The sequence below is a fragment of the Motiliproteus sp. SC1-56 genome (assembly GCF_017309075.1).
Classification (GTDB): Bacteria; Pseudomonadota; Gammaproteobacteria; order Pseudomonadales; family Balneatricaceae; genus Motiliproteus.
Window position 1 is genome coordinate 211,315 of the sequence record NZ_JAEMGS010000007.1, and the last position, 18,212, is coordinate 229,526.

Below are 18,212 nucleotides of genomic sequence, written 5' to 3' on the forward strand. Positions count from 1 at the left end.
CTGGCGGCGGGCCGCCGGCGCTGTATACCCTTAGAGTAATACGCCGCTCAGGGCGGCCTGGGAGAATCCATGGAACAGCTTGATCAGATCACCGCTACCCTGGCGCTCACCATGGGTGTGGCCTGGGCCAGCGGCATCAATCTTTACGCCACCCTGCTGATGCTGGGGCTGCTCTCCAACATGGGGCACCTGACCCTGCCGCCGGATTTGACGGTGCTCGCCGACCCGCTGGTGATCATAGCCGCCGGGTTTATGTATGCCGTTGAATTTTTTGCCGACAAGGTGCCCGGGGTCGATACCGGCTGGGACGGGCTGCATACCTTTGTCCGGATTCCGGCCGGGGCTGCCCTTGCCGCCGGCGCGGTGGGGGAGCTGGGTCCGGCGGTGGAGGTGGCGGCGGCGATCGTGGGCGGGAGCATGGCGGCGGGCAGTCATGCCCTTAAGGCCGGCAGCCGGGTCATGATCAATACCTCCCCGGAGCCGGTCAGCAACTGGACGGCCTCTATCGGTGAGGACCTGCTGGTCATCGGCGGACTCTGGACGGCCCTGAACTACCCCGGCTGGTTCCTGCTGGGGCTGGTTTTGTTCATCATTCTGCTGATCTGGCTGCTGCCCAAGATCTGGCGCGGCATCAAGGGAGTGGCGGCTTACCTCAAGCGCCTTTTCAGCCGCCAGCCGCAACCGCCTCTGCCTCCCGAGGAGCCTCCCGCCCTGCCACGAAAATAGCCGGATCAGGAAAAGCAGCCGGACTCAGGCCCACTGGCTCAGGTCCGCCTCGTTGGTAATCAGGTGGAGCAGGTCGCTGCGGGTGACGATTCCGGCCAGTTCGTCCTCGTCCATGATGGGCATGCAGCCGATGCGCCGCTCCATAAAGGTCAGGGCGATCTGTCGTACTTCGGTGTCGGGGGTGGCAACGATCAGCTGTGTTGAGTAGGCGCCGTCGATGCTGAGCTGGGCCCGCGTCGGTCCATCCATGTTCACCAGTGCGCTGCGTCGCAGCAGGTCATATTCGGAGAGGACCCCAAAGAGCCGCCCCTCGGCATTGAGCACCGCAAGATGACGCACCTGGTGCTCTTCGAGCAGTCGCCAGGCCTCGGTGATGGCGGCGCCCGCGGCGATGGTGAATACCGGCGCGGTCATGATCTTGGCCACCGGCAGGGGGCGCAGGGTTGGGGCGGGGCGGCTCAGCTGCTCCGTCTGCTGGTAGGCGCGTTGCGCCTGACTGAAGCGTCGCTGCTCCTCGTTACGGGGGCCGGGCGCCTCCACCCGGTCCTCGCTGGAGGGAATACCTCGGGCGCGCTGCAGCTGGGTCAGTTGCTCCACGCCACGCTGTGAAAACAGCGAGCTGACGGGGGTCTGGATTCGTGTTCCCTGATCGTATACGACGAGTGCCATATGCTGGTCCGTTGCCCTGGTGTGTCCAACCCTGAAGCAGGCCCTGGGGCCTTCTCCACTACCCTATGACCTCTATATCGTCCGGCGGCTCAGATTCTTAAACAAAAAGCGGGCGGGGTTCAGTGCCTGCGCCAGGCGTTGTTCCAGGGGCAGGGGGTCGCCGCAGGCCAGCGCCGCCACCAGTTCCCCGCACAAGGGGGCTGTGGTCAGCCCCTTGGAGCCGTGGCCGAGGCTGACAAAAAGCCCCGGCAGGTGGGGGGGGGAGCCTTCCACCGTGGCCTTGGCATCCCGGCGTAGGGCGGCATACTGGTCGATAAAGGCGTCGTGATCGACCACGGCACCGGCCAGGGGCAGGTAGTCGGGGCTGCTGCAGCGAAAGCCCACCCGCCCCCGGCGCTGGTCATCCGCCGTGGCAGCTAAATGCGCACCCAGGTCCGGGCAGAGCTCCTGCACCCGGTCGAGGTTGTGCCGGTGGTCTTCGGCCCGCACGGCCGTTTCCTGGCTATGCAGATCGAAGGTGGCGCCGAAACAGTAGCGCTGCCCCCGCGGGGGGGCGATATAGCCCTTGCCGCAGAGCACGGTTTTCAGCGCCGGCCCCGGGGGCGCGTTGAAATGGCTGACCTGGCCGCGGATCGGCTTGAGCGGCAGGGTGTCCAGCGGCGCGAGGCGCCGGGCCTCCGCCGCCGTGGCGACCACGACCAGAGGGGCCTGTTCGATGACTTCGCCGGCGGCGTCGTACAGAGCCCAGCCGCCGTGTTCCTGCTTGATCAGCCGGTCAACGCTGATTCCGTATCGACACTGGATGTTCTCGTGGGCCAGCAACGCACGGCACAGGGCGGGCGGATGCACCCAGCCGCCGTCGGGGAAGTAGAGCCCGGGCTGGGCCAGTGCCACTCCGGCCAGGGTTTCTGCCTGGGCACGGCTTACCTGGCGGACCAGCTCGTCGGGGTAGTGGCCGCGGGCAATCAGCTGCTCGTGGCGCTGCGCGGCCGCAGTATCGCCCGCCAGCTGCAGCAGGCCGCAGCTGCTCCAGTCCGGGCTGGAGGCACCCAGCGCGGTTTTGAGCAGGCGCAGGCTGAACAGGTAGCCGCTGAGGTGAATGCGGCTCTCCTGAGTGGGGGTGGCGGGCAGCTTGGTATAGAGAATGCCCTGCGGATTGCCGGAGGCCCCGCTGGCCGGCCCGTTGCCTGCGTCCAGAACGGTGACCGAAAGCCCCCGTCGGGCCAAGGCGTAGGCGGCGCTGGCGCCGGCGATACCGGCGCCGATCACCAGGGCGTGCCGGCTTGGGGTCACGGCGGGACGTTGTGCCCAGTGGGCGACGGCAGCTGCAGCGTCGGTTCGCCGGCCGCGCAGCATTTCCCGCTTATGTCCAAAGCCGGGCACCTTTTCAACGGTGAAACCGGCGGCCTGCAGCCCCCTGCGGACGGCGCCGGCGGCGGTAAAGGTGCTGAAAGTGGCGTTGTCGCTACTCAGGCGGGCGATCTGCTCGAACAGGGGGGCGCTCCACATGGCAGGGTTTTTTGCAGGGGCAAAGCCGTCCAGAAACCAGGCGTCGACACGGCCATCCAATTGGGCGAAGCATTCGGCGGCTTCGCCGTAGAGCAGGGTGAGTTGAATCCGCCCGGCGTCGAATGCCAGCTGGTGAAAGCCTTGGCAGGGCGGCGGGTACTGGGCCAGCAGGGCGCGGGCCTGGGGCTCAAGCTCCGGCCAGAGCGCCAGGGCGCGCCCCAGGTCTTTTGCGCTCAATGGATGTTTTTCCACCGAGATAAAGTGCAGCCTGGCTTTTGCCGGCGCGTTTTCGGTCCAGGCCTGCCAGGTGGCAAGGAAGTTGAGCCCGGTGCCGAAACCGGTCTCTGCGATACAGAACCGCGCCCCTTCGGGTAACGTATGCCAACGGGTGGGCAGATGGTTGTGCTCGAGAAACACGTAGCGCGTTTCCGCCAGGCCGTTGCTGCGGGAGAAGTAGACGTCCTGGTAGGCGTTGGCCAGGGGCTGTCCCTCCGGGTCCCAGTTGATGGTCGCCGGTTCCAGGCGGTGCTGGCGGTCGTTGTTCATCAGGCCAGTGCGATCCGGTTGCGGCCGCCGCGCTTGGCGGCGTAGAGCGCCTCGTCCACCCGCTTGAGCAACTGCTCCAGGGACTCCTCGGGCTGCAGTTGGGCGATGCCGATGCTGGTGGTGAAGGAGAACGGTTCGCCGCCTTCAACCTCGATCGATTCGTTCATGCAGGCCTGGCGCAGGCGTTCCCCGATACGCTGGGCGCCGGCGAGGGGGGTGTTGTGCAGTATCATCAGAAACTCCTCGCCGCCGAAGCGACCCACAAGGTCTTCCTGGCGTGACTGCTCTACCGCCAGCTTCGAGAAGGCCTTGAGCACCTTGTCGCCGACGGCGTGTCCGTACTGGTCGTTGACGCGCTTAAACTTGTCCAGGTCGAACAGCATGACGCTCAGTGCGACCTCTTGGCTCTGGCAGTGTTCGGCCTCCCGCTTGAGGAAGGTCATCAGCGAGCGGCGGTTGGCCAGGCCGGTGAGCGGGTCACGGTTGGCCTGTCGGTACAGGCGCATGAGCATGGTCAGCTGGGTCAGCGACGCCCAGCCCGCCACCAATGCCAGCAGGACCAGCAGCCAGATGTCGTTGAGCGTGTGCAGGGTAAACATCTCGCCTAGGTAATGGGCGGTCCCTACGTAGAGCGCAACCACGAAAGCCGCGAGGTGGCCACCTTCCAGAATCGTAAGCGGAAAGATGGCGCCCAGCGTAATGATCAGGAAGGGAAAGAAGTGGTAGCCGGCAGGGATCGAGGTCAGCGGTGACGCCACCAGGTAGAGGTAGGCCGCCGTTTGAAACACAGACGGAATCAGCACCAGCAGCGCCAGCTTAAACCGGGAGATCCAGAGTCGGTGACTCTGCGCAGACCACAACCCAAGGAGCAGGCAGGCGCCGCCGGTAACCAGGCGCATTAGCGCGATCACTTGCAGTTGCTGGCGCGGCAGGTAGGCGGCGTCAATGGCAATCCAGGCGGGAATCAGCAACGCGAGGATAAAGGCGATGGAGCGGGCCCGGTTGCTGATGTACTGGGCACGGGTGTGGCGGAAGTGCTCGCTGTGGGCCCGGGCGCGCAGGATGTCCAGAAAGTATTCCTGCTTGATTCGTTGCAGGAACTGCTGCTTGGTGGTGCGAGGCGCCGCAGGGTCTTGGCGACGATCCCAGGTCGGATGCTCGTTGGAGGGGGGGCGGCTTTGCTGCACGTGTTGCTCTCGGGGGTGACTCAGGGATACTGAAACTCTGGTCGTTACCCCAAGCTTGCACTCCGCTTAAGCGCCTTGGCGGGGAGATTGAACCACCGGCGGCAACGATCCGAAGAAGCCGGTGATTTTGCAGGATTTTGCGCCGTTTTTCCAGCTAAATTGGGATAAGTCACCGTCTGGGGGCGAAGCGGGTGCGCCCCCCAGACGGTGTGCCTCAGGTGCGGAACTGTGACACCAGTTCGCGCATTGTGACGGAGGCTGCCTTGAGCTGCTCGGAGGCGCTGCTCATCTGGCCGCAGCCGCTGGCAAGCTCGGATGCGGCGTCGTTGACCGAGGAGACGCTGCGGTTGATCTCTTCGGCCACCGCGCTCTGCTCCTCGGCGGCGCTGGCGATCTGGGTGTTGGCGGCACTGATCTGGTCCGCCGCCGCCTTGATCTCCTGCAGGGCGGTGCCGGCGGCGTTGATCTGCTCGACGCTGGCCTCGGCCTGGCGGGCGCTGGCCTCCATCACCTTCACCGAGCTTTCGGTACCGTTTTGCAGGCGCTCGATCATGGACTGGATCTCTTCCGTGGACTCCTGGGTGCGGGCCGCAAGGCTGCGCACCTCGTCGGCGACCACGGCAAAACCGCGCCCCTGGTCGCCGGCCCGGGCCGCCTCGATGGCGGCATTCAGTGCCAGCAGGTTGGTCTGTTCGGCGATGCCGCGGATAACGTCGAGGATGGAGCCGATGTTGTCCACATCCCCGGCTAGGCTGGTCATGGACTGGGAGGCCGTGTTCACGTCATCGGCCAGCGCGCTGACCATTTCAATGGACCGGGAGACAACCTCGGTGCCGCGATCCGCCGCGGCCTGGGTTTCGTGGGCCGCGGTTTCTGCCTCCTGGGCGCCGCGGGCCACTTCGCCGGCGGTCGCGGTCATCTCGTTGATGGAGGTGGCGGACTGCTGCACCTCCTGCTTTTGATGATCGGAGTGCTGGCGGGTCTGACCGGCGATCTGGGAGATATGGGCGCTGGACTGGGCGACTTGCTCGGCGCTCTGGTCGATGGCCCGGACCTGCTCGCGCAGCTGCTCCACCATGCCCTTGAGGGCCGAGGCGATGTCCCGGGTTTCGCGCAGGCCGCAGGGGGTGATGACGCGGGTCAGGTCGCCCTTGGCGCACTGCTGCATCTCCTCGGTGATCGCTTTCATGGGGCGGAAGACCTGGCGCTGCAGCAGAATGATCGCCAGCAGGGTGGATACGAGGACAATGCCCAGCATCAGGGCGATGCCGGTGTACTCGGTGGTGCGGGTCTGCTGGATGAAGGCGCTGTTGTCTTCCAGCGCGGTCAGTACCAGCCCGGGGGTGCCGCTGTCGTCGACGACGGTGTAGTCGACCTCAAAGGCGTGACCTTGTTCGAGCGTCGCACTCCAGTTGGGGCTCTGGTAGAACTGTTCGCCCCGTTGGGAGGTGATTTTAATCGGAGCGTGGATCAGCTCTTCCACATGGCGCAGGTTGTGGCTGGGCTTGAGGACCACCTCTACGTAGCCTGCCAGGCGCAGGCCGCCGCTGGGGGCCAGGGTGCTGTGGTAACTGTCGCCGTTCTGGGTCCAGGTGGCGTAGGCCAGCTTCATCCGCTCGGCGCCGCTGCGCTGGGCCAGCTGCTGGCTGATGGGGGCGGGCAGTTCGCGGGCCAGGTTCCCCTCGCCACGGCTGCTCTGGGCGATAAAACGCCCTTCGGCATCGTAGACCCGGATCTTGGCCAGATCCACAATGCCGCCGGTCACGTAGGCCTGGGCGAAGAAGTCATCCAGTGTGGCGGGCAGCTGGCTGCGCTGCTGTTTGCTGATGCCGGTCCGCACCGCCTTGTTCTTGGCGATGACGGCGCCCATTTCTGAGCCGAGCTCCTGAATTTGAAGAAAAATGTCACTGGCGGCGACGTCAACGACCCGCTCAAGGGTAGCCTTCTGGGTGGTCACCGCCGACTTGAAGAAGCGGTCGCTGACGAAGAGGGAAGTGGCGAGAGAAAGCAGACCGATTAACAGCAACAGCCCGATGGTGACGGATTTGATCGAGAATCGCTCAAGGCGCATGGCTTCACCCCGGAATGTTGGTGAGGTGTTGAAGGAGGGGCGTCCCTGCCCACGAGGAATCGTTACATTTCGACGGGGTAGCCTTTTTCCTTCCACTCGGCAATGCCGCCGCGGAACCAGAAGAGCTTGCTGTAGCCTTCGGCGTGGGCCTTGGCGACGGCGTCGGCGCTGCGGTCGCAGGTTTCGCCGTTGCAGTAGAAGGCGACGGGGGTGTCCTTGGCGGGAATGTTGGCCGCCAGGGTTTCGGCGGTCACTTCGGTATTCTTGATTCGGACCACCTCGGGCAGGTGTCCTTTGTCGTAGTCGCCCTGGCCGCGGGCATCGACGATCACCAGGTCGTCCAGCTCACCGGCCAGCTCGATCAGCTCTTCGGCGTTGACGGTCATGGCGCCGGGGATGGTCATGGGCTGGATTTCGCCAGCGTTGGCCACCAGGGAGGCGAACAGCATTGCAACCATGAACAGGGGGGAGAGGACTTTTTCCATGTGAGTAGCTCCATAGCGTGCGTTGTAATAGGGCCTCCATTCTATACACGTATGGTGAGAGAGGTTTTTGATGCAGAGCAATAAACCGGGATGAATTAATTTAGTAAAGGGGCTCTTTAGGAATATAAAAAGGTTTTTTTATTCCTTTCCTTAAAAACGGTGGACGAGTCCGAATTCAGGACTCCTGGTCCTGCAAGGGGTTACTGAACGAGGAGCCTTCGCCGGCTGGCTGCAGCCCGGGGTAGTGGCGTTCCAGCAGCGCTTTCACTTGGACCTCCTGGTGCCTTCGAATATCGATCATCACCAGGTGCCTGCCGGCTTCTACCGCCTTGTGGAAGCGGGCCAGTTTGTAGTTCTCGTGCCGCACCCCGCCAAAGCTGCCGATCCAGATGCCCAGCAGGCAGCAGGTGAGGCTGATCACCGCAAACATTTTAAGGTCCATGGGAAAGCCCGGCGGGTTCAGGAGTAACAGGAGGCTGCCCAGGGCAATCCCGGCGCCGGCGCCGATCAGCGCGCCCTGCTCGCCGCAATGGACGATATCGCGCCTTTGTATGGGGTTGACTGAATGGATGTGGTGGCGGTAGAGACCCTGCTCGTCGCGGCTGAGCACATGGTAGTGCCAGTGGGTGACGCCGGCGGTCTGCAGGTCATCCCCGAGGGGGCCGAGAGCGGAGAGCTCATCGGCCAGATAATAAAGCCGTTTCATATCGCGCTGCCTTTGGGGGCTTCGCCCTGAGCTTAGCTTAAGCAGGGCGTGCGCGTCTGATTTCTGCCCGTTGAGCTAGCCTCAGTGGCCGTAGCGGTAAGCGCCAGAAACCGGCCGAGTGGATGACAGGCGTGCTTTGATCCAGCCGCGCAGCGCCTTGAAGCCTTCGGCGATGGCCTCTGCCCGGGCCTGAGAAGCCATCCGGCGGTAGGCAAGAATATCGATGGGGTCGTTGCTCAGAGGTTTGATTTCGTTTGCCATGGCTAAGTACTCCAAAAAACTCATCTATAGGCGGAGGATAAATATAAGGGGTTGCAAGCGGAGCAACCTGCTCGTGGCTCTTGATAACGCTATAGCGCTCTTTGTGCCGGTGATTACGGGTGTTATGCTAAAGTTGTATGGATTGATTAACAAACGATCCTTTTTCAGTTAACAGATGAATAAATCTAATCAAAGGAGCTCGCCATCCGACGCCTCCCTCCTTTAAACGCATTGCGCTCTTTTGAGGCGGCGGCACGTCACGGCAGTTTCAACCAGGCTGCCGATGAGCTTTTCGTAACGCCTTCGGCGATTAGCCACCAGGTGAAAACCCTGGAACAGTTTCTCGACCTGAAACTCTTTCGGCGCAGCAAGCGCCGTGTGGAGCTGACGGCGGCGGGGGAAAAGTACCTGCCGGCGATTGAGCATGCCCTTGATGAAATCGACAGCGCCACCCGGCGCCTGGTGGCTAACCCTAACGCCGGCGCCGTAACCCTGAGCGTCTCCCCGGCGTTCCTGACCCGTTGGCTGATGCCGCGCCTGGGGCACTTTCAGGAACGCTATGCCGATGTGGAATTAAGGATGAGCGCCTCGCTGGCGGAGGTGGACTTCAACCAGTCCGACATCGACATGGCGGTGCGTTACGGGCGCGGCGACTGGGACGGGGGCGAGTCGCACTTTCTGCTGGGGATGTCCGTGGTGCCGGTTTGCAGCCCCCGGCTGCTTGATGGCCGGCGCCCCCTGCGAACCCCTGACGACCTGCGTCACCACACCCTTATCCATGTCAGCACCCGAATGGACGAGTGGCGCGCCTGGCTGCGCTCGGCCGGTATAGACGAGGTCGGCTTCGGCAAGGACCTGCGCTTTTCCAGCACCTCCCTGGCGACAGGCGCGGCGGTGGAGGGGTTGGGGATCGCCCTGGCGGACCGTAAGCTGGTTTACAAGGAGCTGCGCAGCGGTGAGCTGGTTGTCCCCTTTGATATCTCCATGGATACCCAGAGCGCTTTTTACCTGGTCTGGCCCAAGGACCGCCCCCTGAGCCATGGCATGAAAGCGTTCAAAGAGTGGATTCTGGAAGAGGTGGAGGCTGGAGATAAAGGGTTGGAGGTGATGCCTCTTCCCGCTTCATCCTAAACTGCAAGAGTGGCCCCAGGGAGGAGGCGCGGTGAACGATCAGGAGCAGCCCAACAACGCGGAACTGCGACGGGCGCTGGACGCAGCGATGCGCCAATTCGGCCGTCAGCGGGCCAATCTCGTGGCGGCGCGGAGGTTATTTAACAAGCGGTTGATGCAGGGCAGCGGCACCCTTGTTTTTACCTGTATCCTGCTGGGTTTTGGCGTCTGGCCGCTGGTTTGTCTGGCCGTTGGCTTGCTGGGAACCTGGTGGGTGGTGATGGCGGTTGGCATCAGCGATATATGTGACCGCTTTCATGCAGCGGCGCTACGCGCCCAGTGGCGCCTGCAGCGGCTTTTAGAGCGCCCGGAGGCGGGGGCTGTTTATGAGGATATTTATCGGCACATGGGCGACTTCGAATACCGTCACTGGCTGCGCGACTATCTGCGCGAGGACGAACCCCTGGCGGGCGGCCCCTAGCGGGCGACCATGGCTTGCGGGGCTCGATCGGCCAGGACCACTTCCCATTCGTCGAACTGCTTCATCAAAAGGCCGCGCTCTTCGGTCGTGCTGATGGAGAGGTATTCGCGTTTAATCTGCTCGAAACGCGCGCAGATCTCCTCAGAGGTGAGTTCATGCACCCCGGCTCGCCAGATGAGGTGCTTGATGTCGTATTCGAGTCGAGCGGTGATCCTAGAGTGGCTCATATCGGCAGTCCCTTTGCCTCGAACTAAATTGGTGTCTTCCCCTTTATGCTAATTCTAATCCCCTGAAAAACAACGTGATAGGCTCATTAATCGAGCTGGCTGTTGTCTTAGATCAACTTTTTTCAAAAGTCATGCGTCAACGCCAGCGCTGGCCGGCGACATTGGCCAATGGCGCCCGCGTTGGGGACGGTTGACGTTTACCGTATTGAATTCATGATCGAGAGCATCGTCCCATTGCTTCGCCAACCTGGGCCATGTGAAGGGGCCGGGTTTTATCATCTGTTGTAAACAGCTCGTCGAATGCTTGCCTTTAATCGCGTTTGCGGGGCCGAAAGCGAGGTTGCCTGAATCGCCCCGCCTATTCAGGGCTGCTGCGTTTCCGCCGACGCTTGACGCCCAGAAACAGCAGGACGCATACCATCAGCGCGATGGCCACCGGGTCCTTGATAACGGCCATCAGAAGTGTCCAGGCTGCCCCCAGAAGCACCATGTAACTCAGATTTACCTGCCCCCTTTCGGCTTCGCTGCGCTCGCGTGGCGGTCCGGAGCGTCTCTCTTGGGCGGGGGGACGCCAGGCCCATCCTTCTGCACGGGCTTGGTCATATAGCGCCTCAACGTCTTCAGCGCCTTCGAAAAGAGGGGGGGGCGCAAGCAGAGGGTCCAGAGGCCCGTTGGGGGCGGCCACCCCGTTGACGTCCCCGAGCAGCACGTTGAAATCAATATTTTTCCTGCCTTGGGCTCTGCGCCTGGTACTCAAAATCTCTTTGGTTTCGGGGTCATCGATTTCCGAACTGACGCCAAAGTTGAAGGCGTTAAATAAATCGGCTGTTTCGCTTTTTGATGAGGGGCGCCAGCCAAAGGGAGCATAGGCTGACAGGGCGGCGTCGATAGAAATCTCGTCGGTTTCATCGGGGTGCGGCGACGATGAAGGGTTCCCCCCGAGGATGCCTGTCTCACCGTCCAGATTGGTACTATCTGGTGGGATTAACCCGGCCTGACTGGGTAGCGCTAGCAGGCAGGCAATAAGCGCAATCGTGCCAAGCAAGGTTTTCATTACACGTGGTCGCCCTTCGGAAGCCAGCTACGCGAAATCAGTTATCGGTTTAATGATTTTAGGCAAAATTTAAGCCGTTGCTGAAAGTCTTATAAAAAACAGTTTGTTGCGTGGTTTAGATAAAACCTTGCACATCTCTTGTAAAGGAAACGGACGCCACGTCGTCGTGAAGGGGGCTACTGGGCCGGCAACCAGAGAGAGTTCAGACAGGTCTACATCGAACCAGCCAGAGCGAGGTGCAAAGGCTAGCGCTGCAGGTACCCCCAAACGTACCCCCGGGTTTGGGAGAATTTTGCTGAAAGTGCCTGAATGCCCGTGGATCGAATAAGTAAAGAATTCTTAGGTATCAATGGATTGGTTACGATTATGGATCGTAACGGAAGGGGAGGTGGTGGCCCAGCAGGACTTGAACCTGCGACCAATGGATTATGAGCGAAGGTGAGAGGCTGCTATTGGGCCATACGAATCAACGCATTGTACATGCTTCAAGGCAATTTTGAGAACCGGAAAATACCGACCAACACCTTATCGATGAAGTTACGGGTCCATGTGCCGTAAGGGCAAAACCAAAGGACCGGACAGAGACCGGAGCCGGTCCCCGTCGCCGCTCCCTTAGTGGCGACATCGGCTTTGTCGTCAGACGCCACGACCGACCACACCCTACTGAGTGGTAGCGGTGCGTTATCTTCGGGCCAACCGTTCAAGTAAGAGATAATCAGTTTTCTTCAGTTGAGAGGGTTCCGATTATCATTTTCTCAATCTCGGTTTTTCGTTTTCCTATTTTCTCATTTGCTGTGCTGATGCTTTTCAGTATTTCTTGCTGCCGTTCGGCAAAGTACTCTTGTACATCCATAGGAAATGTTGGGAGCCTGATTTCAGCCAGGTTGGCGTAGTACATTCTCTGTTTCACGCCGCCGACACGGTTGAACGCGACCAGAGAAAGGAAGTAATCCGTTCTCAGCAAAAGCGCCATAAAGTCGGGTAGAAGACCGCTTTTCAGTCGCCATACTTGATACTCAGGGCTGGTGATCGCATCTTCCGGCACATCGGGTACGATACCAAGTGACCCGACATTGGCGCGTGTGGGGTTATGGAAGAAGTAGCCTTTTTCGATTTTTTTGTAAGGCGCGTTGAACTTCTTGCCTTCCTGCATGGAGCTCAGAAAAACCCCCTCTTTATTGCTCACTCCATAAACAGGCCATTCCTTTGCCGGATCATCCCAAGGCCTCACGGTTTCGGTACATTCTTCGGTGTAATCGCCGAGCCGCATGAAATCAGGGTTGGCGGTGATGAACGCGGCGGCACGACCGGCTTTTACGCCCCACTGCTGGGTGTTTTCATAGTTGGCGAGGAACACCTTAGAACGGGTCACCTGGTCGAAGCCCTCTGTTTGTTTGAGAAGCCAGGAGTTAAGCTCCAAGACCAGAGTCGATAAGGCGCTTTCCGCTGACCGTCGCTCAAGTTGTGCTGCTTCCCAATGTGCTGCAATTTTCTGCTGAGTAGGAAGTGGTGGGATGGGAACCTTTACGCCTTCTAGTTGGGATGGCTGGATACGTTTGCGTCCCGATGCGCCACTGATCATTGAGTTGAGCAGTTTTCTAAATGCAGTTGTGCGGAACAGTAGTTTTACATACTCAGGGTGTGTTTTTTTGGTATCTACCGAATAGATTGGAAATTCGGAAGTTGCACACATGGCATCGAGGTCATCGGGGGCTAGGCCGATTGCCCCATTTCGCACATCAATTTTGGAGAAGATGACGTCCCCTGAATAGACGCGGAACAACTTCCCTTTAACATTCTTGATTTGAACCGGTTCTCTCGGCTCAATTGAACCATCAAAACGAATCGTCAGCAGCGTTGCGAGGGTTTCGGGGGTTAGCTCTTCAAGTGCGCCTTCCGTTCGGCGCTTGAGAATGCTTGCCAAAGGTTTAATTACCTCATCGGACCAATTCCAATTAACAGCGAATTGGGCTGCGACACTCCACGTCTTTAAGTCTCGGTAGCTAACGCCAAAGACTCGCGGTCTCGCTTGGGGGGTTCCCGTCATTTCTCTTCCCCCCCTGTGACGGAAAAGGCACTCGGGTTAGCCTGAAATTCCTGGTACCACTCCAAACAGGTCTTGTCACATTCTGGGGGCTGGTTGGTGTTCGGGTAAAGTTCGTTTTGATCTTCCTCACCCGTGGCGGTGATACCGACTTTTTCAGCCTCATACATGAATATGGGATAATCGAAATGTTCTTTAAGTCGTTGTCGGCTTTCGATAACCTGCTTGGCATCCATTGCGTTCAGATAATCCTTGAGCTCCTTTTGTAGTGCTTTGCGCTGTTCGGCATCCTTGGCCTGTTTGGTCGCCTCGATTGCGCTTTCCAACCGCTCCTGTTCTGCCTTGATCTCTGGTGCGTACAAGGATTCGACTTCTGCCTTGATGCTGGCGTAGTCTGTGTCAAACTTATGCTTTTCTTCCTCGGTAAATTTCTGTAAGAAAAGTAATGAGCACTTCACATCCGCTCCAGAGCTTTTGAATGTCCCGTCTGGCACGCTGACAACTGCTCGAAGAAATGCCCTATCTTCGACAAACTCTCGCACGCGAATATAGGATGCGGATGGATTACTAAAAATGCCTTCTGGGAGAACGATTCCCAAGCGGCCACCAGGTTTGAGTAAGTCGAGACAGCGTTCGATGAACAGTACTTCTGTCTTGATCTTGGCCTTGTCGCTCTTGGGAAGGTCAAACAGACTTGTGATGGGCTTGTTGAGGGCTGCCTTCACCCGGTTCTGAGCCTCACGATAGAGGTCGCCGTATTCTCTCAAATAGCGTTCTTCAGCAGCCGGATTGACTTTAATGTCCACTTCCAAGACCTTGTCGGTAGGCTCAACATTTGCCCCAAAGGGTGGATTGGTGAGGATGATGTCGAAACGCCCCTCAAAGATGCCATTGACGTTCAGAAAGCCGTCGTGGTGGTGGACTCCGCCGTGGCCATCGCCATGCATGATCATGTTCATCTTGCTGGTGCGGGCCATGCGGTCGTTGGCATCGGTGCCGTATATGCAGCGGTTGGAGAGTTCCCACAGGCGGGATCCCTTTGATTTTTGATCGAGAGTATCTTGTAGCTCGGCGAACTTCTCCTTGAGCTTTTTGGCCAGCTGTTCTTCGGTGAGCGACTTGTCTTTTTCGAGCTCGGCCTTGAAGGTATTGTACTCGCGGTCGGTGTCGGCAAGGATCTGCTCGCGCACGATTTCGAACACCCGGATCAGAAAACCGCCCGAACCGCTGGCCGGGTCGCAGACAATCTCGTTCTCCTGAGGGTCAAGCATATGTACCATGAATTCGACGATGGTGCGGGGGGTAAAGAACTGTCCAATCTCTCCCCGGAAGGTGCGGCCGAGGAAACGTTCGAAGGCAACCCCCTTAACATCCTCGCTGGTGTCGGAGAGATTGTATTTCTCTAGTTCTTTGACGATCGCCGCACCGGTGGCGGGTTTGAGGTTGATCCGCTCGTCGTCTTCGAAAATTTTGTCGGTAGCGTAGGCCCGCTTGGTTTCCTGAAACAAGTTATCTAACGGATTCTCTGCGATCTGGTTTTTCAGCACATCAACGGTAAAGAGGTTGGTCTTGCTGCGCCGTGTAAGCAAAGACCGTTCTACGTAGACCTTGATGAACAGCACCTTGGCGATTTCGTCGAAGGCAGCCGCTGGGTCTTTCTTCTCTCTGTTACGGATAATGTTGTGGCACTTGTGCAGCAGGTCGGCAAACTCTTTTTCCTTGAAAGCACGGAGCTTGGAAAGCAGCACCTCTATATCTTTGTCCGAGGCATCTCCATGGGGGATATTCTCAATCTCTTCCGTGTAGCCCGGGACCTTCTCTTTTATAACCCGCCAGTATTTGGTTTCCCGCGAGTTATGAGTGACGAAGAACGGTGCTCCGCAGATGCGGGCGTAGTTCTCCCCTTGGTCATAGTCCTTCGGATTGATAGTGACGTTGTCGGATTTGCATTCTACGATGATAAAAGGGGCGTTATCGTCACTTTTGTCCTGAGGAGTACGCCAAAGGACAAAATCGGCACGGGCGGAAGCAGAGCCTCGACCGGTCAGGTCCATCTCCTCGGCGATCTGATCGAGAGCAAAACCATACTCGTTGACCAGCACTAGCAAATATTCCTGGCGCACCGTCTCTTCAGGCGTTTCCACCAGCCATTTGCTGCGCACATGGCTCCAGATTTTTCCGGATTCTTCATTTCTTCGTATTGATAGCACGGTCATTTGATTGCTCGGTTTGATGAGAGGACTTTTCGTTACCAGTTGTGTAAGTCGCTAAGGTAAAGATAAAAAGAGCAAATCCTAGCCGAAAACATCCTGAAGAGTAAGGATGTCAGTCCGATCTGGGGCTTATGACCAAAAAAAAGAGCTTGTAGCAGGTCCTAACCTGCTACAAGTCTCATGTCGCAACGTGTCACCCTACTTGAGCCTGCTGCACGAAGTCTGCCACTTGGCTGGAGACGCTGCGTAACCGGTCCGAGGCAAGGTGGGCATAGCGTTCAGTCGTTTGTGATTGCTGGTGTCCCAAAAGGTGCTGAACGTCGTACAACGTCGCTGAACCACTGTTGATCAGGATGCTGGCGAAGGAATGCCTCAGATCATGAATGCGCAGGTGATCCATGCCGCCCGCCCGTGACTTTACCCTGGCGAAAGCCTTCTTCGGGTTGACCATCGGCTTTTTACCAGCCCGTCCAGGGAAGATGTGGGGGTTACCTCTGCGTTGGAACTGCTTCTGCGTTTCGATCAATGCAACTGCTCCATCGTTAAGAAACACAGTTCGTGATAGCCCTGCCTTGGTGTGCGGTAGGAACAGATTCACCCCTTGCTCTGTGTACTCCAGGTCTTGCCACTTGGCGTTAAGGATCTCGCCGATTCGCATTCCGCTCATCAGGGCCAGCTTGAGCGCGTTGGTGGTTGATTTGGTGACGGCGAGTTTGCTCTCCTTCGCCTCGTCTTCGCAGGCTTTCAGGAATCGAGCGACCTGCTCCCGGTTTAGGAATACATCCCTGCGGTTGTTTTCCTTCAGCTTCTTGAGTTGAGCAGCGGGGTTGACCTCCAGGTAGCCCCAATCGCAAGCGAGCCGGAACATTCGGTGGGTCAGTGACAGCAAACGATTGATGGTCGCTGGCTTCAGCTGGTCCTTCTTACTGTCCAGCAGGCGCTGTACGTCCTGTTTGTTAATGTCGGTGATTCTGGCCTCCGACCAGACCGGGTGTAGGTGGTTCTTGAGGTTGCTCTCATCCTTATCAAAGGTGCGCTTGTTGGCGCGGGCGTAAGGCAGGTAGTGTTCCTCAGCGAACTCCTTAAAGGTCAACACGGCACGGCGCTCATCCCGCTCAGCCTGTGGATCAATACCATTCGCGACCATCTTCTTCAGCTCGTTGGCCTTGATTCTGGCCTCCTTTACGTCGAACGGTCCGTGTTCGCCGAGCTGGATCGCCTTTTTCTTACCGAAGATGGAGTAACGCAGTAGGTATCTCTTGCGGCCTGCGCGGTTCACGATAAGGCGCAATCCGGTGCAGGCCTCATCCGAATACTCAGTCTCGCGACTGCGGCTATCTCCGGGTGTGGGTGGCAGTTCATCGATCAACTTTTTGCTGAACTTGAAACGACGTGATGTAGGCATAGCTTCTCCTCGGCGCACCGTTGATTGGTACACCTGATCACGAAAAAATGGGAAGCGCCGGAATCAGACCGGCGCGTAAGGTGGGAGGCTTGAATCGCCTTCTAACAATATGTTCGGGGCGCTCTCGCCCATAAAAGTTGGCGAGAAGAAACCAGCGACGGGGCGTCAGGTCGCCGGTTCGCTGGATGATGCCGCCGTCCGCTTAACGGTCTTGGGTGACTGATCCGCTGAAAGCGTCTTCTTCCACTTTGCAACATTTCCGATCAGCAGGTGCTTGAAAACACTGCTGTCATCGGGGCCAAGCACCTGCTCCTTGCGCAACACGGCTGCAAGAAACCCTGCATTGTTGGCGCTTTTCCCCTCGACGAAGACCGGGCGTAGCACCGTTGAGCTGAACGAACTGGCCTTAGGGAGTCCCGCCAGACATTTCTCAATAGTGTCCACCGGTATCCATTCGTCCGAGAAGTAACCACCGCTTTCGTTGCTGGTGATGCGTACATGGGGGTGTTTGGTTTCAACGTGCACACCGATCTCATAGGCCAGCTCGCCTTTGGCCTGGGGATTGAGCTTGGGTGCTGACCCTTTACGGACAAGATCGATTGGCAGAGCAGGCTTTTCTGGATTCTGTTGTTTAGGCATAGGGTCTCCTTGAGCCGAAGCTCAATCTAGGAAAGGGTGTTGATTGGTAAGGTCAGGACAGGTCGGTCAGACGGTCCAAACGGTCATCAAGACCAAGGGGGAACAGCAGGTAATGCCCACCACCGCTGTCGGTGATGATGGTCAGGGCAAGACGCCAGCTTTCATCTAATGGGATCACGAACTCTGGGCAGTTCAGAAGCTGGCTGATCTGTGGATCAACAGCTTGGCACAGGTCGAAGTCATCGCTCTGTTCAAGCCACCATAGACACACCTCCTCCTGCTGCCAGAACGTGATCGCCTCTTCGGCGCTACCAAACGGCTGCTCGACCAGTTCGCTGTGGAGACGATCTAGTAGCGAGCCGTCCAGGGGCAACTCTCTGGCCTGCTGTGGTGAAGTTAGCCGTCGCATAATGAGACTCCTTTCCGTCAGTCTGACGGTCCGAGGATGATGCCTGCGACACCACCGACGATGCCGCCAACCACGGTACCGGCTCCTGGTACCAGCGAACCCAGCCGGGCCCCCATAATCATCCCCGCTATGCCACCACTGAGGCTGGGCTTAACGGTACAGGTCGTTTCGGTATCGGTTGAGGTGAAATGAAAGGCCATAGTTGTACTCCTTAGCCCGCATTTTTCATGAACCTTCGGCTGGGCGTCGGATTTTGGTGATTCGGGCTTGATGGCCCTATTTGGCGGCTTTCTGGGCCAATATTGGCCCATTTTCAGCCCTGCAGACACAGCGCCCCCTTTCCCCCCATTCGTGCAAGCCGGGGGCGCTCGCCACCACTACCCCGGCGAAAGGGTTTGGGTCAGGCGGATAAATTCCTGCTGATCGGGACAATGCTCGTTGAGGAGGAAGCGGATGCGCCGGGTGTTGCG

General features: G+C 58.8%; 18 protein-coding genes. 3 read left to right on the top strand and 15 right to left on the bottom strand.

Going from position 1 to position 18,212, the window contains the following annotated elements; genetic code table 11:
- Positions 1-69 precede the first annotated feature (69 nt).
- Positions 70-726, top strand: coding sequence for a DUF4126 domain-containing protein (locus JGZ97_RS09980; RefSeq protein WP_207062460.1), 657 nt, complete (start codon positions 70-72; stop codon positions 724-726).
- Between the two features lie 24 nt (positions 727-750).
- Here the strand turns inward: JGZ97_RS09980 and JGZ97_RS09985 are convergent, their stop codons facing one another.
- The 7 genes from JGZ97_RS09985 to JGZ97_RS10015 form a co-directional block, all read right to left on the bottom strand.
- Complete coding sequence (locus JGZ97_RS09985) at positions 751-1,395, bottom strand: HPP family protein (RefSeq protein ID WP_207062461.1); 645 nt, start codon at positions 1,393-1,395, stop codon at positions 751-753.
- Between the two features lie 72 nt (positions 1,396-1,467).
- On the bottom strand, positions 1,468-3,450 hold the full coding sequence (mnmC, locus tag JGZ97_RS09990; protein WP_207062462.1) for a bifunctional tRNA (5-methylaminomethyl-2-thiouridine)(34)-methyltransferase MnmD/FAD-dependent 5-carboxymethylaminomethyl-2-thiouridine(34) oxidoreductase MnmC: 1,983 nt from the start codon (positions 3,448-3,450) through the stop codon (positions 1,468-1,470).
- Positions 3,450-4,637, bottom strand: a complete 1,188-nt coding sequence (locus tag JGZ97_RS18490; protein ID WP_207062463.1) for a GGDEF domain-containing protein — start codon at positions 4,635-4,637, stop codon at positions 3,450-3,452. The genes mnmC and JGZ97_RS18490 overlap by 1 nt, the downstream gene beginning before the upstream one ends.
- 214 nt (positions 4,638-4,851) lie before the next feature.
- Positions 4,852-6,708, bottom strand: coding sequence for a methyl-accepting chemotaxis protein (locus JGZ97_RS10000; RefSeq protein WP_207062464.1), 1,857 nt, complete (start codon positions 6,706-6,708; stop codon positions 4,852-4,854).
- A gap of 62 nt (positions 6,709-6,770) precedes the next feature.
- A complete protein-coding gene (locus JGZ97_RS10005; protein ID WP_207062465.1) occupies positions 6,771-7,193 on the bottom strand; it encodes a rhodanese-like domain-containing protein in 423 nt (140 codons plus the stop codon).
- Positions 7,194-7,368: 175 nt separating this feature from the next.
- Positions 7,369-7,899 (bottom strand): hypothetical protein, encoded by a 531-nt coding sequence (locus JGZ97_RS10010; RefSeq protein WP_207062466.1) that lies wholly within the window; start codon positions 7,897-7,899, stop codon positions 7,369-7,371.
- An 81-nt stretch (positions 7,900-7,980) separates the two neighbouring features.
- Positions 7,981-8,160 carry an RSP_7527 family protein gene (locus tag JGZ97_RS10015; RefSeq protein ID WP_207062467.1) on the bottom strand — a complete coding sequence of 60 codons (180 nt, stop codon included), beginning with the start codon at positions 8,158-8,160 and terminating at the stop codon, positions 7,981-7,983.
- Positions 8,161-8,364: 204 nt separating this feature from the next.
- Here JGZ97_RS10015 and gcvA point away from each other — a divergent pair, with 204 nt between their 5' ends.
- Positions 8,365-9,291: a transcriptional regulator GcvA gene (gene gcvA / locus JGZ97_RS10020; RefSeq protein WP_207062492.1), complete on the top strand. Its 927-nt coding sequence runs from the start codon at positions 8,365-8,367 to the stop codon at positions 9,289-9,291.
- Positions 9,292-9,322: 31 nt separating this feature from the next.
- Positions 9,323-9,751, top strand: a complete 429-nt coding sequence (locus JGZ97_RS10025; RefSeq protein ID WP_207062468.1) for a hypothetical protein — start codon at positions 9,323-9,325, stop codon at positions 9,749-9,751.
- Here the strand turns inward: JGZ97_RS10025 and JGZ97_RS10030 are convergent.
- From JGZ97_RS10030 to JGZ97_RS10065, 8 genes are all read right to left on the bottom strand, one after another.
- Positions 9,748-9,978: a hypothetical protein gene (locus JGZ97_RS10030; RefSeq protein WP_207062469.1), complete on the bottom strand. Its 231-nt coding sequence runs from the start codon at positions 9,976-9,978 to the stop codon at positions 9,748-9,750. The genes JGZ97_RS10025 and JGZ97_RS10030 overlap by 4 nt on opposite strands.
- Before the next feature lie 358 nt (positions 9,979-10,336).
- Positions 10,337-11,032, bottom strand: coding sequence for a hypothetical protein (locus tag JGZ97_RS10035; RefSeq protein ID WP_207062470.1), 696 nt, complete (start codon positions 11,030-11,032; stop codon positions 10,337-10,339).
- 715 nt (positions 11,033-11,747) lie between these two features.
- Positions 11,748-12,956: a restriction endonuclease subunit S gene (locus tag JGZ97_RS10040; protein WP_207062471.1), complete on the bottom strand. Its 1,209-nt coding sequence runs from the start codon at positions 12,954-12,956 to the stop codon at positions 11,748-11,750.
- 119 nt (positions 12,957-13,075) lie between these two features.
- Positions 13,076-15,292, bottom strand: coding sequence for an N-6 DNA methylase (locus JGZ97_RS10045; protein ID WP_207062472.1), 2,217 nt, complete (start codon positions 15,290-15,292; stop codon positions 13,076-13,078).
- Positions 15,293-15,482: 190 nt separating this feature from the next.
- On the bottom strand, positions 15,483-16,694 hold the full coding sequence (locus JGZ97_RS10050) for a site-specific integrase (RefSeq protein ID WP_207062473.1): 1,212 nt from the start codon (positions 16,692-16,694) through the stop codon (positions 15,483-15,485).
- Between the two features lie 165 nt (positions 16,695-16,859).
- Entirely contained in the window at positions 16,860-17,333 is a 474-nt protein-coding gene (locus tag JGZ97_RS10055; RefSeq protein WP_207062474.1) for a hypothetical protein, read from the bottom strand.
- Positions 17,334-17,385: 52 nt separating this feature from the next.
- A complete protein-coding gene (locus JGZ97_RS10060) occupies positions 17,386-17,742 on the bottom strand; it encodes a hypothetical protein (RefSeq protein WP_207062475.1) in 357 nt (118 codons plus the stop codon).
- A 17-nt stretch (positions 17,743-17,759) separates the two neighbouring features.
- Positions 17,760-17,942 (bottom strand): hypothetical protein, encoded by a 183-nt coding sequence (locus JGZ97_RS10065; RefSeq protein WP_207062476.1) that lies wholly within the window; start codon positions 17,940-17,942, stop codon positions 17,760-17,762.
- Between the last annotated feature and the right edge of the window lie 270 nt (positions 17,943-18,212).

What these genes read in the sequence shown, in the direction of transcription:
- JGZ97_RS10065 (WP_207062476.1), bottom strand. Translation starts at nt 17,942, where the DNA reads ATGGCCTTTCATTTCACCTCAACCGATACCGAAACGACCTGTACCGTT.
- JGZ97_RS10010 (WP_207062466.1), bottom strand. Translation starts at nt 7,899, where the DNA reads ATGAAACGGCTTTATTATCTGGCCGATGAGCTCTCCGCTCTCGGCCCC.
- JGZ97_RS10045 (WP_207062472.1), bottom strand. Translation starts at nt 15,292, where the DNA reads ATGACCGTGCTATCAATACGAAGAAATGAAGAATCCGGAAAAATCTGG.
- JGZ97_RS10030 (WP_207062469.1), bottom strand. Translation starts at nt 9,978, where the DNA reads ATGAGCCACTCTAGGATCACCGCTCGACTCGAATACGACATCAAGCAC.
- JGZ97_RS10005 (WP_207062465.1), bottom strand. Translation starts at nt 7,193, where the DNA reads ATGGAAAAAGTCCTCTCCCCCCTGTTCATGGTTGCAATGCTGTTCGCC.
- mnmC (WP_207062462.1), bottom strand. Translation starts at nt 3,450, where the DNA reads ATGAACAACGACCGCCAGCACCGCCTGGAACCGGCGACCATCAACTGG.
- JGZ97_RS10060 (WP_207062475.1), bottom strand. Translation starts at nt 17,742, where the DNA reads ATGCGACGGCTAACTTCACCACAGCAGGCCAGAGAGTTGCCCCTGGAC.
- JGZ97_RS09985 (WP_207062461.1), bottom strand. Translation starts at nt 1,395, where the DNA reads ATGGCACTCGTCGTATACGATCAGGGAACACGAATCCAGACCCCCGTC.
- JGZ97_RS09980 (WP_207062460.1), top strand. Translation starts at nt 70, where the DNA reads ATGGAACAGCTTGATCAGATCACCGCTACCCTGGCGCTCACCATGGGT.
- JGZ97_RS10055 (WP_207062474.1), bottom strand. Translation starts at nt 17,333, where the DNA reads ATGCCTAAACAACAGAATCCAGAAAAGCCTGCTCTGCCAATCGATCTT.
- JGZ97_RS10035 (WP_207062470.1), bottom strand. Translation starts at nt 11,032, where the DNA reads ATGAAAACCTTGCTTGGCACGATTGCGCTTATTGCCTGCCTGCTAGCG.
- JGZ97_RS10000 (WP_207062464.1), bottom strand. Translation starts at nt 6,708, where the DNA reads ATGCGCCTTGAGCGATTCTCGATCAAATCCGTCACCATCGGGCTGTTG.
- JGZ97_RS10015 (WP_207062467.1), bottom strand. Translation starts at nt 8,160, where the DNA reads ATGGCAAACGAAATCAAACCTCTGAGCAACGACCCCATCGATATTCTT.
- JGZ97_RS10050 (WP_207062473.1), bottom strand. Translation starts at nt 16,694, where the DNA reads ATGCCTACATCACGTCGTTTCAAGTTCAGCAAAAAGTTGATCGATGAA.